Here is a 15,130-nt window from a genome sequence, read left to right as displayed (position 1 = left end):
GGTTGAGGCTCGAACGCCTTAGGGAATCGACTCCATAGCGCCTGAGATAGCCGCTCGCCTGGTGTAACCTCCCGGGATTCGGAGCACCTGACCGATCTCGATGGTATTGCCCGAAAGCTGGTTGATTGCACGCAGCTGACGCAGCGAGACGTGATGTGTCCTGGCAAGGCCCCACAACGTGTCTCCAGGCTTCACGAAAACTGTCCCTGGTGAGGTCTCTTCTTGATTGGAGAGATTCCCTGCCATGTTGTCAGGATCCGACAGCGTACGCATCAACACGGCAGGTGTGGCGATTATTGCCGCTTTCTGCCCCTTGCGATCGGATCCTTCTCGGAGCGCCGGCGCGATATCCTGAACTCCATCTTTGGAAAGACCTGACTTGGACAGATGTTTTTGCAGCCGCTTCAGTTGGCCGTGCAATTGGAGGCTGCTGCGAGACAGCCGCTCCCGTTCAGCTCGCGCCGCCACCAGTTCCTCGCGCTGCAGTTCGATCACCTGCTTGGCCTCGGCCACACGGCGCTCCGCTTCCCGGACTCGACCCTCGAGTTGAGCACGGGCCACCTGCGCATCCGCCAGCTCCTGTCGGCGGACTTCCAACTCGGTCCGCAACTCCGTAATCATACGTTGTGTATCTCTGATCTGAGTCTTGAGTGTGTCGATGGTAAGTTGGAGATCGACCACTTCCGGTTCGGCCATGGGTTCAAGTTCTCCACAGGCGGCATTCGATAACACCGCGAGAGTCAGGACGAGGCCGACGGAGAACCGCATCATGCCCATATACCCACAGGTCTCATGGCTGACGAGCATCATGGCGCTACCATCGATTGTAGGGGACTCCGTTGGTTCCCACGAACTCAGATCCAGAGAAAACGTCAATGACACCTTCCTCGGTACCCCCGGTAATCTCCTGCCAGGTGGTCTCGGAACCGGTAAATGGGTCCTTGGGAACAGCACGCAGGTACCCAGTGGCTACCAAGACTTGCAGGGAAGTGGGGAACTTGCCCTGATCCGCCCGATGTTGATCGAGGACGTCTCGCAACGTGAAGAGATCTTGGCGCAATGCGGCCTCCCTGGCCTTGACCAAAGAGGCCTGGTATGTCGGTATCGCCATGGTCGACAGGATTCCGACGATCGAAACGACAATCAACAACTCGATCAACGTAAAGCCGTTCGGGATCGACACCACACGGCTACCAGTCGCGATATTTGGTTCCATCAAGCGCGACATCATCGCTTTTTGTCATCAGATCGTAGATGTCTTCTCCACACCAACTTGATGCCTCAGGCGCATCCTTGTAGCATCGGAACTGCCAATCTGCCTTACCCGTCAACGGATCGATAGGAAGAGCCCGCAAGTAACGCCGGACCGTCGTCCCTCGAATGGTCGCTTCCTCTCCCGTGAGAGTCACCCCCAGCAAGACGTTCAGTGATTTTGGGTACCCATAGAGGCTGCTGACGTCCTTGCAGGTCAGTTTGTTCTTCAGACACACAGGGCCGACCAACACGTCACCGTCGCGATTCCATTCCAGCTTGAACGTATCGATAGCCGCCCGCACGACCCGTAGATGCTGCCGCAATTCCACTTCGTGCGCTCGCTTAGTCGAAAGGCGGCTCAATGGAAGCGCCACTGAAGCCAGGATCATCACGATCGTCAACGTCACCATCAATTCCAGAAGCGTGACGCCGGACTGCCTCACCGCACCCTCACGACCGCCCTTCCGTCGAAAGACGGTGGTGAGGAATCGCCGGGTGTGTCCTTGAGCGACACGCTCACAGGAGCCACTCCGGGTGCCTTCGCCACAAACGTCGCAGTCACGGTTCGTCCACCGTCGGAGGCCCGCGGCGCGCTGGGAGAAATCGTAAACTCAACGAGGCCGTCGCCCTCCGAACCAGATGCCGAATCCGATGTTCCCCGCTCGACCGAGACCACTTTGCCGTGGATCAGCGACTTAAGCTGCAAGATCTTCCGATCAAACCGAAGCTCAAACAAGCCTTCCGCAGTGGGTCGAAGCCGTCCATCGTTGAATGCCAGCTTGAATTCCTTTCCCACCGATACGATGGAGGTTTCAGGCCTGATCGATACGATCTGACCGACGGTGGCCATGCGGGCTAGTGAAGCGACCGCGGGCTTGCCAGACCCGCCCGTCTTTGCAATCCCGCCGAACTGCGCACCCGTCACACCGGAGTGCAACAGCCTGGATCCGGAAATCGTTTTGCCCTGGGGGGTGAACAACGGGTTCTTCGCATAGGTGGAGTCGGTCCCGGACCAAAAGGTCTGCTTGCTCGGACCAGGCGGCGTCATCGATTGCACGATATGCGGCGTCAAGGTTAGAATCACTTCCGTGGTCACTCGCTGCGTCTTGAACGAACTGATGAGATTGCCGATAAACGGAAGGTCTCCCAGCCAGGGGACCGTCACCTTCGTACGGCGATCCTCCTCTTGAAGCAAGCCACCCAGGACGATGGTTTCTCCGTCCTTGACACTGAGCATCGTTTCCGCCGACCGATTCCCGAATTTGAATTGGGTGATCGGAGGATTCGCCTGCAGCACCACCTGCTCTCCTAATCTGACCACCTCGATTTTCATCTTCAACGAGAGTTCACTGGCGAGATGAATCGCCGGCTCGACGGTCAACTTCACACCAGTATCTCGGAACTCGATCGAGGTCACCGTCGACGTAGTCGGCACGGCTCCGGTCGAGGCCTGACCGGGCAAAACATTGGTCGTGGAGAGAAGAATCGGCTGCTTGTCGCCGATATTGATTTCGGCCTTCTTGTTATTGACGACGCGAACTTTAGGAGAGGCGAGTGTTTTGGCGTCCGTCACCTGCTTGAAGAAATCCAGCTGAACATTCGTGGGCAGCTTGAAGAGGTAATTTCCTTTCCCGAGACTCGTCAATTGCTGCAGCGTAAACTGCTGAGCCACATCGCCAGCGATGATCCCGGCGAATCCCGGCGGTACCATGGCCGCCGCTGCATTCTTGGGATACGTCAGGCCATACGTCTGGTCTACCGTTCGATCGACCTCCAGCACCTCGACTTCGAATAGCACTTCGGAATCCAGACGATCGTTGGCCATGATGATCTTCTCGGCCATCTCGATCTTTTCCGGCTGATCCCGTATGACGATGGTGTTCAATTGCTCGTTGGCATGCATCCGCTTGGAATCCAGCATGCTCTTCAGCAGGATCACCATATCCTTGGCCTTCGCAGCCGACAGGTAAAACGTGCGCACCATGAGATCCTGATACTGCTCCTGCTTCTGCCTGGTGTTCGGGCTGATGATCATGACTCCCGGCGACACCACCCGCGAGAACAGACTGTTGCTGTTTAGAATCAGGTTCATGGCCTCATCGAACGGAGTGTCTTGGATCGCGATACTCACGGGGTCATTGCGGACGTCCTTGTCGAAGATAAGATTCATCCCACCCGCTTTGCCGATCCCCTCCAATACCTCCTTCAGACCGGCGTTGCGAAAGCGAAGCGTAACGGGCTGCTTGCGGCGGTCATCCCGGGTCATCGCCTGCTGCTCTTCCGTGAGTTTCGCGATGCTTTCGAGTGGATCGGCAAAAGAGGGGTCGAGCTCGGCGGCCTTGGAGTAGCCTTCCATCGCCTCGTCGGTCCGACCGAGCTGGGCGAGACGGTCCGCTTCCTTATATTGCTGCCTGGACTCTTTGAGCCGATTGGCTTCAGCAAACCCCGATTGATGCTCGACATTCGTCGGCTCGATGGTCAACGCCCGCTTGAACTGTTCGACCGCTGAATCGAACTGATGCTCCTTCAGATAGGCGCGTCCCTTGTCCCCATATTGAGCGGCCGCGCGGTTTCGCGCCATTGTGTACTTTTCCAAAAGACTCGGATTAAAGGGATCGTCCTTGAGAGCCTGTCGATAGGCCAGGCTCGCCTCCTCCCACTGTCCCGCAGCAAGCAGCTGGTCGCCACGCTTGAGATCCGACGACGTGAAGTAGGCGCACCCTGCCAATGACACCAGCACAACGGATGTGACAATCCTCTCGAGTGGAAGTGCCCGGGACAAGGTTCTGAATAGGGATCTCTTCATGGCTTTTGAAGGAACCAAAGAGGAGACAAATCTTTGTGAATAATTAGGAATGCCGACGCCAGTCGGAGTCTATCCCAACTCCAATATATTGTGGAGTAAAAGGAGACATTCCGACAGCCTCGACTATGGGTGACAGTGGCTTTTCAGAAGGTGCGGGATGAAACAGCGCTAGGCCGCAGCGGCAACTTATTCACAAACGCCAATACTTGATGGATGCGGGAAGCTTCGCTTGGTCGAGCACGCACTTTACGTCGATCACAACTCCGTCACGCTGGCTTCTGAGCGGCAACAACAGTTTCTGAGACTCCATCTCTGCATAGGCCCGATGGGCAACGGCCAGCACGATACCGTCCACATCCTTGAGCTGTTCCCAGGCGCTCAAGTGAATGCCATATTCTTCGACGGCTTCTTCAGATTCGGCGATCGGGTCATGCACCAAGACCTGCACGCCATACTCTTTGAGTTCATGAATAATATCTGGAACCTTGCTGTTTCTCAGATCCGGGACATTTTCCTTGAAGGTCAGGCCCAGGACCGCGACCTTCAGATCGTTGATGGGACGATTGAGCTGACTTAATCGCTTCATAGTTTGCTCGGCCACAAACTTGCCCATTCCGTTGTTGATGCGCCGCCCCGCAAGGATCACTTGCGGGTGATAGCCGACAGACTCCGCTTTGCTCGTCAGGTAATAGGGATCCACGCCAATGCAATGTCCACCGACCAGTCCGGGTGAAAACTTGAGAAAGTTCCACTTCGTTCCAGCTGCTTCCAATACCGACTTCGTATCGATGCCGAGGCGGTGGAATATGAGCGCCAATTCGTTCATGAGGGCGATGTTCAGATCCCGTTGCGTGTTCTCGATGACCTTGGCCGCTTCCGCCACTTTGATACTCGACGCCCGATGAATCCCGGCCTTCACGACCAGGCCATAGGTACTGGCGACGATCTCCAACGATTCCGCATCTTGGGCCGAAACTACTTTGACGATCCTCTCCAGTGTGTGCTCCTTATCACCGGGGTTGATTCGTTCTGGGGAATAGCCGAGCTTGAAGTCCACACCGCATTTCATGCCGGAAGTCTTTTCCAAGATAGGTTGGCAGACTTCCTCCGTAGCGCCGGGGTAGACAGTGGACTCAAAAACTACGATCGAGCCCGGCGAGAGATTGGCGCCGATCAATTCTGATGACCTGCGTAACGCGGTGAGATCCGGTTGCAAGGCCTCATTAATGGGCGTCGGCACCGCCACAATAATGAAATCGGCGGCCTTCAAATCCGCAGGCTCGGAAGTAAACTGAATGCGAGCACTCTTAAGATCCACCTCGGATACTTCACCGGTCCGATCGAAGCCTCTGCGCAACTCGTGGATTTTTATTTTGTTGATGTCGAAACCAACGACCTCGCCTTGCTTGCCGAACGCCACCGTGATTGGAAGCCCAACGTAGCCGAGTCCTACGACGGCCACTTTCCTCGCTATCTCCGACCGACTACCCATATATTCCTCCTTGCAGAATTTTCACAGAATGGCAGAACCTCCGATTTCCGTCAACGAACTCCTTGGAAGCGACCTAGCGGTTTGACGAGATTGATCCCGTGAGACTTGCACTGTTCAATTTTCACGCTCCTGTTCAGAAGAGCATCCAATGCACTGTGCCGTTTGATGGCATGTCTGCACGGCAGTTAGATCGCCGGCCGCATGCGCAAGAATTCACAAGTGATTGATTCCCGTGACCGAACCTCGTGCGGTCCGTGATGCGCCGCTGCACGCGCCGGAGGGGCATTGCTCTTGCTTTGGTCTCCGTGCTCTGATCAACGACTCAAAGATGTGACACCGCTTTATCGAGAAACGTCGACATGTGCGGCACTGCGGATTGGCCATCGTTCTGGTGAATGCAGGTAACACGGAGGCCTCGACCATGCCCCATCCACTAGGATCTTCCTCGATACGTCCGACTGGGTTCAGGCGAGGTGCTGGGCCATCGGCGCTGCTCATTAGGATCTACCTGTGCGGGATCTCCTTGGCTCTGGCCATACCGGAATGCGCCTTTGCTGAGAACCCTCCTCTGAACGTGGCCAGAATAGCTGAGTCCAAGAATACGACGATAAAGGCGGGGCGATCTCATCGATTGATCAGAAAGCCGGCCTTATCTGTCGCTCCGATTAAGGAACACGACATATCGTTACTTCCCCAGGAAACATCTCAAACTCCGGCTTCCAAACCGGTTCTGCTTTCTCCACAAGCAGACTCGACTCCTACGCCCATAACAAGAACGGAAACGTCGGCTCCCAAGGTTACCTCGGCACAGGCTATTTCTTCCTCTCTCACCGTCTCTGGCACTTTGCCGATCGCCGCAGCAACACCCTCACCGAACAGTGCGACAGTCGTCCAGGCCGGTACTCCCAAACCATTGGCCGCTCCAGTTTCAGGATCGTCAAGGTCGGGGAGCAAGCGCGGCCGCAGCCTCCAACAGATCATTGCAGATGTGCCCAACCTGGCTCAGCTCGTTTCACCACCAGCCGTGACGTCTGCCACTCCTCCCTCATCTTCACCTCCAATACCCCCCCTGGTCCCTCCCATGATACGAATCAATCCAATGAGCGTCTCCTTTACGGCCACACAGGGCGGCTCGGCACCTTCATCGCAAACACTCAGCATCAGCAACACCGGCGGCGGCACCCTCACCTGGTCGGCCAGCGACAGCGCCGCCTGGTTGGCCCTCAGCCCTGCCTCCGGCACCGGTAACGGCGCCCTCACCCTGACCGCCTCCACCGGCAACCTCACCGCCGGCAGCTACAGTGGTAGCGTCACCGTCAGTGCCACCGGCGCCACCCCCGTCACCATCCCCGTCGCCTTTACCGTGACGCCGGCCCCCGTGCCCCCGGCCGTCGGCTTGAGCCCAACCAGTCTGTCGTTTACCGCGCAACAAGGCAGCGGCAACCCCGCCGCCCAAACCGTCACGATCAGCAACACCGGCGGCGGCACCCTCACCTGGTCGGCCAGCGACAGCGCCGCCTGGTTGGCCCTCAGCCCTGCCTCCGGCACCGGTAACGGCGCCCTCACCCTGACCGCCTCCACCGGCAACCTCACCGCCGGCAGCTACAGTGGTAGCGTCACCGTCAGTGCCACCGGCGCCACCCCCGTCACCATCCCCGTCGCCTTTACCGTGACGCCGGCCCCCGTGCCCCCGGCCGTCGGCTTGAGCCCAACCAGTCTGTCGTTTACCGCGCAACAAGGCAGCGGCAACCCCGCCGCCCAAACCGTCACGATCAGCAACACCGGCGGCGGCACCCTCACCTGGTCGGCCAGCGACAGCGCCGCCTGGTTGGCCCTCAGCCCTGCCTCCGGCACCGGTAACGGCGCCCTCACCCTGACCGCCTCCACCGGCAACCTCACCGCCGGCAGCTACAGTGGTAGCGTCACCGTCAGTGCCACCGGCGCCACCCCCGTCACCATCCCCGTCGCCTTTACCGTGACGCCGGCCCCCGTGCCCCCGGCCGTCGGCTTGAGCCCAACCAGTCTGTCGTTTACCGCGCAACAAGGCAGCGGCAACCCCGCCGCCCAAACCGTCACGATCAGCAACACCGGCGGCGGCACCCTCACCTGGTCGGCCAGCGACAGCGCCGCCTGGTTGGCCCTCAGCCCTGCCTCCGGCACCGGTAACGGCGCCCTCACCCTGACCGCCTCCACCGGCAACCTCACCGCCGGCAGCTACAGTGGTAGCGTCACCGTCAGTGCCACCGGCGCCACCCCCGTCACCATCCCCGTCGCCTTTACCGTGACGCCGGCCCCCGTGCCCCCGGCCGTCGGCTTGAGCCCAACCAGTCTGTCGTTTACCGCGCAACAAGGCAGCGGCAACCCCGCCGCCCAAACCGTCACGATCAGCAACACCGGCGGCGGCACCCTCACCTGGTCGGCCAGCGACAGCGCCGCCTGGTTGGCCCTCAGCCCTGCCTCCGGCACCGGTAACGGCGCCCTCACCCTGACCGCCTCCACCGGCAACCTCACCGCCGGCAGCTACAGTGGTAGCGTCACCGTCAGTGCCACCGGCGCCACCCCCGTCACCATCCCCGTCGCCTTTACCGTGACGCCGGCCCCCGTGCCCCCGGCCGTCGGCTTGAGCCCAACCAGTCTGTCGTTTACCGCGCAACAAGGCAGCGGCAACCCCGCCGCCCAAACCGTCACGATCAGCAACACCGGCGGCGGCACCCTCACCTGGTCGGCCAGCGACAGCGCCGCCTGGTTGGCCCTCAGCCCTGCCTCCGGCACCGGTAACGGCGCCCTCACCCTGACCGCCTCCACCGGCAACCTCACCGCCGGCAGCTACAGTGGTAGCGTCACCGTCAGTGCCACCGGCGCCACCCCCGTCACCATCCCCGTCGCCTTTACCGTGACAGCTCCACCTCCGCAGCCTACGATCAGCTTTAGTCCTTCGAGTCTAGGATTCACCGGAACCGCCGGCAGTTTCAATCCGGCATCCAAGACGATCGTAGTGACAAACAGTGGAACAGGTACGCTGACATGGACCGCCACAGACAACGCCAACTGGCTGACGCTGTCACAATCGGGCAGTTCGTTGATAGCCTCAGTGACTACAGCAGGCCTGGCAGCGGGAAATTACAGTGGAGTGATCACAATCACCGCATCCGGCGCGACCAACACACCACGGACCGTGCCGGTTACACTTACGCTTACTGCCCCGCCACCGACGACCACCGGAACCGCCACGTTGACTTGGCAACCGAATACTGAACCGGATCTTGCCGGATACAAGGTCTATCGGGCCACCTCCTCTGGTGGATATGGCGCACCGATCGCGACACTACAGGGAAATACTACGCAGTATGTGTCGAGTGGTCTGCAACAAGGGACGACTTACTTCTTCGTCGTCACTGCTTACGACACAGCGGGTAATGAAAGCGTTTTCTCAGCCGAGGTCAGCAAGAGCATCTATTAAATGTGAATGGTGACCGCGGCGACGGAGCTTGCCACCGAGAAGACTCACCAGACTTCTCAACTATACGAGTCCACTTGAACGGTTTTACTAAGCTGTGGGAAAAGAAACCCCGCATGCACGCTCTTCGAGATCGGTGTCGTAACGTGAGACTCGAACATATGTAGAATATCGTACAAGGATACAGACAATCGCATTCTATTCGGAAGTCGAGAACTCCGACCGGATCCTGCAACTATTTGTTTTGTAGTATCAATCTTCACTGCAAGCTGTCATAATTTGACGGTGAACTCCGGGCATCACTCTTGCTGATAGCCCTGCCCGGCACCGGTCGTTTCATGAATTCAACCGATCAATTGAGGAGCAGGATCATGCGCATTGGGGGCAGGACGTTGCTTGCTGCAGCCGCACTTATCCTGGGCATATTCTCTGGCAGCGAAACACAGGCGGGTGTTTACTTTGAGGAGGGATTTGAGGGGACTTTGACACCTAACTGGTCCACTGATTCATGTAGTTATATGGGTATTAGTTCACCCGCTAATGGGTGCAACCCTTCCATCTCGTCCGATATGCCTCACAGCGGCAGCAAGTCGCTCAAGGGTAACTACACGGGTACCTGCGCCGTCGCCGGTACGCCTGGTGCCGATTGCGGAGTCTGGGCCTTTCGCTCATACGGCCCGACTGATGACCTATGGCTGCGATTCTGGTATCGCACAGCGAATTTTACCTACAACTTCAGCAACACAAAAAACGTTTACCTAAACACCTCCTCCACAGGTGTACCAAACGGTGTCTGGGAACATGTATACGGGTCCCGAGAAATAAGTTTCACGATGCAAAATGTCGTTGAAACATGCCCCAGCGGGTCCACTGTCACCTGTGTGTACCTACCCAACGTCAGTTCCGTTCCCCTTTCCGATAATCAGTGGTACTGCATCGAAACGCACAACAAGATGAACACACCAGGGCAAGCGAATGGGGTCATTGAAGCGTTTGTTAACGGCGTACAAACAGTGGGGTACTACAACCGCACATTTCGCGGCACTTCCTCCAACGGTGCTCCCAGTGGCAATTCCTCCACGGCTCAGTTCAACGGCCTAAAAATCTTCGTTCAAGCTGGTTCCGGTTACATGTACTATGATGATTTTGCCGCGGGCAACACGAGAATCGGATGCGGCGCCGCAACGGCGCAAGACGTCACGGCACCAGCAAGTCCTTCTGGCCTACGCATACAATAACGACTGCTGAGAGCTTGCCTTCCTCAAAACGTTGTCTAACTCAGTGACCGACGTCAAGGTTGTAAATTGATAAGCACCGTATCGCCTGATTTGGCGACCAGCCGACCTCTCCCAAGAAGGAACCGTTCAAACTCTTCTGAAAGCTTATATCCCCACAAGAAATCGTATTTCAAAAAGATGTTTTGCCAGTTTACGTGTTCAATCGGTGTAGTGCGCTCAACTTGCATAAATCCGGTTTCCGTCGATCGAAGGTATATGGGATGAACATTTTTCCAGGCGTATATCGTCGGGACGAAGGAATTCCGATAGATGGTCGCATAATGCGCCGTAAAGAAAAAGTGCATGTCCCATAGCCACTCTCCAGTTGGTGATGGGTCATGGACAATCATGGGATAGAGTCGGGCACCATCCGGCAAGTGGCTCATTATCTGCACCTGTTTCCTCACCTCATGCCCAATGCGATTCCAATGGTACCAAACCTCTCCTGTTCGTAGAACACATACGCTCAACAACCCGATCAAGACATAGCTCGCTGCTGTTTTGGCGACGTCGAAACGAACTGCTAGGAGGAGGAACACCGCTGCCGGCAGGAGAAATCGACGATCTATATAACTCGATTGGATCCCCCCATTCATAGGTGAGACCACGTAAAGAATCAAAAATAACCCTCCCACCATAAGCAGTTCCCAGCTGACAATCGAAACCGTCTTCTTTCGCATGCCAATGAACATCAACAACATGAAGGCGGTCGCCAAGCAAAGGTCGAAGATGAGGTGATAGCTTAGGAATGGGTACAGCAATCCCGTGAGCTTCTTTATGATTAAGGGATGCCACCATTCCATCGGCAGCCTATAGTCAATTCCTATAGTGTAATAGATATAGGCTACAGTAGGACCAATTAACGGCAGGAGACCTACACCGTGCGCAACCTGGAACGATCGCGCCTTGATCACCTGCAATCCTGTCAGACACAAGAGAGAGATCGCCAAAAATACAAAGGCTGAAAGGTGGGATATGAAACAGCCCATCGCAAGAGCGGAAATCAATAACAGGTTGAAAGGTGTCCAGCGGCACTCGAATCGAATCCATGTTGCTACTGTGATAAAGAACAACCCCACGCCAAACATGTAGTTTGCAAATCCGTAGGACATGGTGAAGTTATATGTAAAGAAGGTAGCCGCTAACGCGCTCCAGTTCGCAGGAGCTTGAACGGCACTGCCCAGCAAGTGGACTCCAATGCCAAACGCCAGAATAATGAGTGACAGGAAAACCCTACTTGATGTCTCTATGCTCATGCCGAACATAAGATTTGGCACAATTAAATCCATCGCCAGGTTGGGAAGAATGCGGCCATCACGCTCATATGTAGCTTGGTACGACGTGCTGTCGTTATACGCGTGAAGTATGAAGCTTCGCGCTAAATGATTGGGGTAATCATGCATGGCGGGATATGGAGTAAACCAAATCGGACAAAGCTGAAGGGAAATGAGAACTGCAAACGCGAGGAAATATGTTCGATTTTCTCGAATGCTGATGAAATCAATCATTTGCAACCAAGATCTGCCGACCGGATTTTCCTTTGTCTCTCTTTAGGAAAAACGTCCCCAGCCAACAAGCCACATTCTTTATTCTCTCATCGGTTTTTCAAGGTTCAGCTTGACCTAGTCTACCTCGGAGAGGGCCTGCAGCGTGATCGAGCAAATAGACCAATCCGACTGCACCAAACATCATCACTAGAGGAATTATCGGAAGTGTGTAGCGGAACAGAGGGAAGGTAAGCGAATGTAAAATGACGAAATAACAGATAACAAGGAGAGGTAGGAGCGACCATCTCACACGAAGGGTCCATGCAACCCCAGCTCCGATAATCGCCAAGCAATATAATGGAGCATTTGTGCCAAGAACAATCCTGTGATTGGCCCCTGATTCTGTCGCGAACCAGACTCGGCTCAGTTTCTTAAGCATAAAAATGCTGAAACCGACCGGATCTCCCGCTAGCATATCCTGATGGTTCTGCATTGCGATCCTGAACAAATACTTGTCCTTCTCCTTGAAGCTGCTCCCGCTTGGAGGAGCAGCCAGACCTCTCTCCGCCATTCTTGAATACAGCCTTGGCAACTCATGAACTCTTTCGTCTATCGTCCACAGCTTCTCGGAAGACCCCCAGAGGAAAACACCGCCGGCTCTGGCGACCGGGATAAAGTCATCCAATACCACCATATTTCGAATTCCCCAAGGCAGAATCACAAGTGAGAACCCAGCAATGAGAACTGCACAGTCCAGCAGCCATCGTTTGGCAGCCGGCCGTCCAATAAACCACAACAATGGAAATAACAAAGGCAGAAACTGCGTCGCACCTCTCGTGAGGGTCGCGAGGCCGAGCAGGACACCGGTCCAAGCAAATGCGGCCCATTTCTGACTCTGCATCGCCCGAATCGCTGATAGGATGAATGCGGACAAGAAGAAGGCAAACAAGGTTTCCGTTCCGATATAGAGGGTGGCATAAATTGCGAACGGGTATAGTCCCCACATTGCGCTGGCAAGGATTCCTGCCTTCCAACCGAAGATTTCTTGGGCGATTCGATAAAGGAGGAACACCGTACAGGTGTCGAGAACAATCTGCAGGATAACGACAGGAACTTGATCGATACCCAGGGTGAGCAGAAATCCGGCGATTACGACCGCGTAAATGGGAGGCGTGAAAACAGGATACTCCGGATCCGCAAAACCTTTTCCATTCACAAGTTTGTCAGCCCCCCCTAGGTAGGCCAGGCTGGCATTGGTTGAAAGGTCAGGATGAGGAACGACCATCCACGAGACGATTCTGACGGCAAACGAGACGACCAGAATGATTGCCAGGAGCTTTTGATTCTTTATCCCGTCGAGTGCCTGTCTCACAGCATACTCATAGCATCTGACTTGATTGTTAGACGAGCGGTAAAGTGTGTTGCGCTGAGTAATTCGGCAAGAGGTGACGTTATGTAGGATTCATGTACTCCTGTCGCCAGGCCATAAGCACGAGCAGAGTCCAGATCCTGGTTTCATGGTTGCGCAAGGATCGTTCGTGTTCATCGATCAGCTTGTCGACAGCCCTTGCATTGAACAATCCGCTTGCTCTTATACTCGACGGATCCAAGTGATTCCTGACCAGGTCTCGCAATGGCCCACGCAGCCATTGACTGAGGGGAATTGAAAACCCTTGTTTCCGTCGGTTGAGAATTGAATTCGGGAGAAGACCTGTCAGCGATTTGATCAGAATATGTTTTTTCTCCCAGCCTTTCAATTTGTATTTCGAGGGAATCGCGGCCGCAAACTCAACTACCTTGTGATCGAGAAAAGGAACCCGCACTTCGAGCGAATGCCACATGCTCAGGCGGTCTGTCTTACGCAGTTCGTCATCGGGAAGGTAAGTCTCCATGTCCGCAAGCAACATCCAATCAAGCAGATCTCCACAGGCTGTGATCCGTTCCATCGCAATTGGGGTGGAGTAATTTTCCGAGGCCTTGAGCGACTCTAACACTTCCTGGCTGAACAACTCTGTTTTCTCTCGTTCATCGAAGGCAGCGAGATAGCGCTGATACCGCTGCGGCAATGGAAGATCAGCCCCTTCAACGAACCGCTTGACACGATCAATCCATGGACCGGCGGCTGAGATTTCCGGTAGTCGATGAATCAGCCTATCAAAAACATCCCGACGCAGCGCCTTAGGTATTCTTCGATACTGTTCCGCAGCCAAGGCCCCACGATAACGTTCGTATCCGGCAAAAAGCTCATCGCCGCCAGTCCCGGACAGAGCAACGGTGACGTACTTCCTGGCCGCCATTGAGATCATGTAATTCGGGATCACCGAAGAGTCTGCGAACGGCTCGTCGAAGGACTGAATGATCGCGGGAAGCATTTCCTCGATCTGGGCTTGAGGATCTTCATAGAGGTATTCGGAGTGATCTGTTCCGTACCGGCCCGCCACCGCTCGTGCGAAGGGCCTCTCATCCGTGCCGGCCTGTCCATCCTCGAAACCGATCGTGAAGGTCTTTACTTTTCCCTGCCCTGCTCTCGCCATCAGAGCGACGATGGCGCTGGAGTCGATACCTCCGCTTAAGAATGCCCCAAGCGGAACTTCACTCACGAGGTGCAGTCGTACCGCTTCTTCGAGATGATGAAGGAGACCTTCTGCATAATACTCGATCGACTTCTCGCTTTCAGTGCCTGGCTTTAGCTGCCAGTACCGGCGAAGATTGAATATCCCGCTATTCCAGATACCGACATGGCCGGGGGGAATTTCATGAATATCTTCGTAGATCGTATGCGGGCCAGGTACATACTTAAGGGTGAGGTAATCAGAGAGCGCGCGGAGATTGATCTGTCGTCGAAAGTTCTCGATGGGAAGAAGACACTTCAGTTCACTACCAAAGTAAAGAGCCTCCTTGTGTTTCGAGTAGTATAGCGGCTTGATCCCGAGTCGGTCTCGTCCAAGGAGAAGCTTCTTGTGGCGATCATCCCAAATCGCGAAGGCGAACATACCCCGTAGGTGATCAAGAAAGCCTTCCCCGTATTCCTCGTAGAGATGGACCAGACATTCAGTATCGGAAGACGTGGCAAGGCGATGTCCCTGTTTCTCAAGCTGTTCTCTAAGCTCCCGGTAGTTGTAGATCTCCCCGTTGAAAACCACCCATACCGTCCGATCTTCATTATGGATAGGCTGCTTTCCGGAATGCACATCGATAATTGCCAGCCTTCGCATGCCCAGGCCCACGCGGTCGCCGAAATAGAATCCATCGTCATCAGGACCTCGCCTGGTAATGAGGGCACACATCCGCTTCACCAGCGGTTGGTCGGCAAATCCCGGCTCTGCATGAACGACTCCAACGATGCCACACATTGAG

10 protein-coding genes are annotated in these 15,130 nt (G+C 55.6%); 2 read left to right on the top strand and 8 right to left on the bottom strand.

Translation table 11 applies throughout. The features are described from left to right. Positions 1-18: 18 nt before the first annotated feature. From P0111_06495 to P0111_06475, 5 genes are all read right to left on the bottom strand, one after another. Positions 19-810, bottom strand: coding sequence for a LysM peptidoglycan-binding domain-containing protein (locus P0111_06495; protein MDF0643662.1), 792 nt, complete (start codon positions 808-810; stop codon positions 19-21). Between the two features lie 4 nt (positions 811-814). Then, positions 815-1,216, bottom strand: a complete 402-nt coding sequence (locus P0111_06490) for a prepilin-type N-terminal cleavage/methylation domain-containing protein (GenBank protein ID MDF0643661.1) — start codon at positions 1,214-1,216, stop codon at positions 815-817. Then, complete coding sequence (locus P0111_06485) at positions 1,191-1,697, bottom strand: type II secretion system protein (GenBank protein ID MDF0643660.1); 507 nt, start codon at positions 1,695-1,697, stop codon at positions 1,191-1,193. Before P0111_06485 ends, P0111_06490 begins: the two co-directional genes overlap by 26 nt. Then, the gene (locus tag P0111_06480; protein ID MDF0643659.1) at positions 1,694-3,994 is read right to left on the bottom strand and encodes a hypothetical protein; all 2,301 of its coding nucleotides are present in this window, start codon (positions 3,992-3,994) and stop codon (positions 1,694-1,696) included. The genes P0111_06485 and P0111_06480 overlap by 4 nt, the downstream gene beginning before the upstream one ends. A gap of 256 nt (positions 3,995-4,250) precedes the next feature. Further along, positions 4,251-5,552 carry a nucleotide sugar dehydrogenase gene (locus P0111_06475; GenBank protein ID MDF0643658.1) on the bottom strand — a complete coding sequence of 434 codons (1,302 nt, stop codon included), beginning with the start codon at positions 5,550-5,552 and terminating at the stop codon, positions 4,251-4,253. Between the two features lie 1,024 nt (positions 5,553-6,576). Here P0111_06475 and P0111_06470 point away from each other — a divergent pair. After that, a complete protein-coding gene (locus P0111_06470; protein MDF0643657.1) occupies positions 6,577-9,012 on the top strand; it encodes a choice-of-anchor D domain-containing protein in 2,436 nt (811 codons plus the stop codon). Between the two features lie 368 nt (positions 9,013-9,380). Continuing rightward, positions 9,381-10,247: a hypothetical protein gene (locus tag P0111_06465; GenBank protein MDF0643656.1), complete on the top strand. Its 867-nt coding sequence runs from the start codon at positions 9,381-9,383 to the stop codon at positions 10,245-10,247. A 53-nt stretch (positions 10,248-10,300) separates the two neighbouring features. Here the strand turns inward: P0111_06465 and P0111_06460 are convergent, their stop codons facing one another. From P0111_06460 to asnB, 3 genes are all read right to left on the bottom strand, one after another. Continuing rightward, positions 10,301-11,794: a hypothetical protein gene (locus tag P0111_06460; GenBank protein MDF0643655.1), complete on the bottom strand. Its 1,494-nt coding sequence runs from the start codon at positions 11,792-11,794 to the stop codon at positions 10,301-10,303. A gap of 97 nt (positions 11,795-11,891) precedes the next feature. Beyond that, positions 11,892-13,145 carry a glycosyltransferase family 39 protein gene (locus P0111_06455; protein MDF0643654.1) on the bottom strand — a complete coding sequence of 418 codons (1,254 nt, stop codon included), beginning with the start codon at positions 13,143-13,145 and terminating at the stop codon, positions 11,892-11,894. Between the two features lie 79 nt (positions 13,146-13,224). Then, positions 13,225-15,126 carry an asparagine synthase (glutamine-hydrolyzing) gene (asnB, locus tag P0111_06450; GenBank protein ID MDF0643653.1) on the bottom strand — a complete coding sequence of 634 codons (1,902 nt, stop codon included), beginning with the start codon at positions 15,124-15,126 and terminating at the stop codon, positions 13,225-13,227. Between the last annotated feature and the right edge of the window lie 4 nt (positions 15,127-15,130).

This window comes from Nitrospira sp. (genome assembly GCA_029194535.1).
In the GTDB taxonomy this organism is placed as follows: domain Bacteria; phylum Nitrospirota; class Nitrospiria; order Nitrospirales; family Nitrospiraceae; genus Nitrospira_C.
The sequence above is the reverse complement of the archived record's forward strand: the minus strand, read 5'-3'. Positions and strand labels throughout refer to the sequence as shown.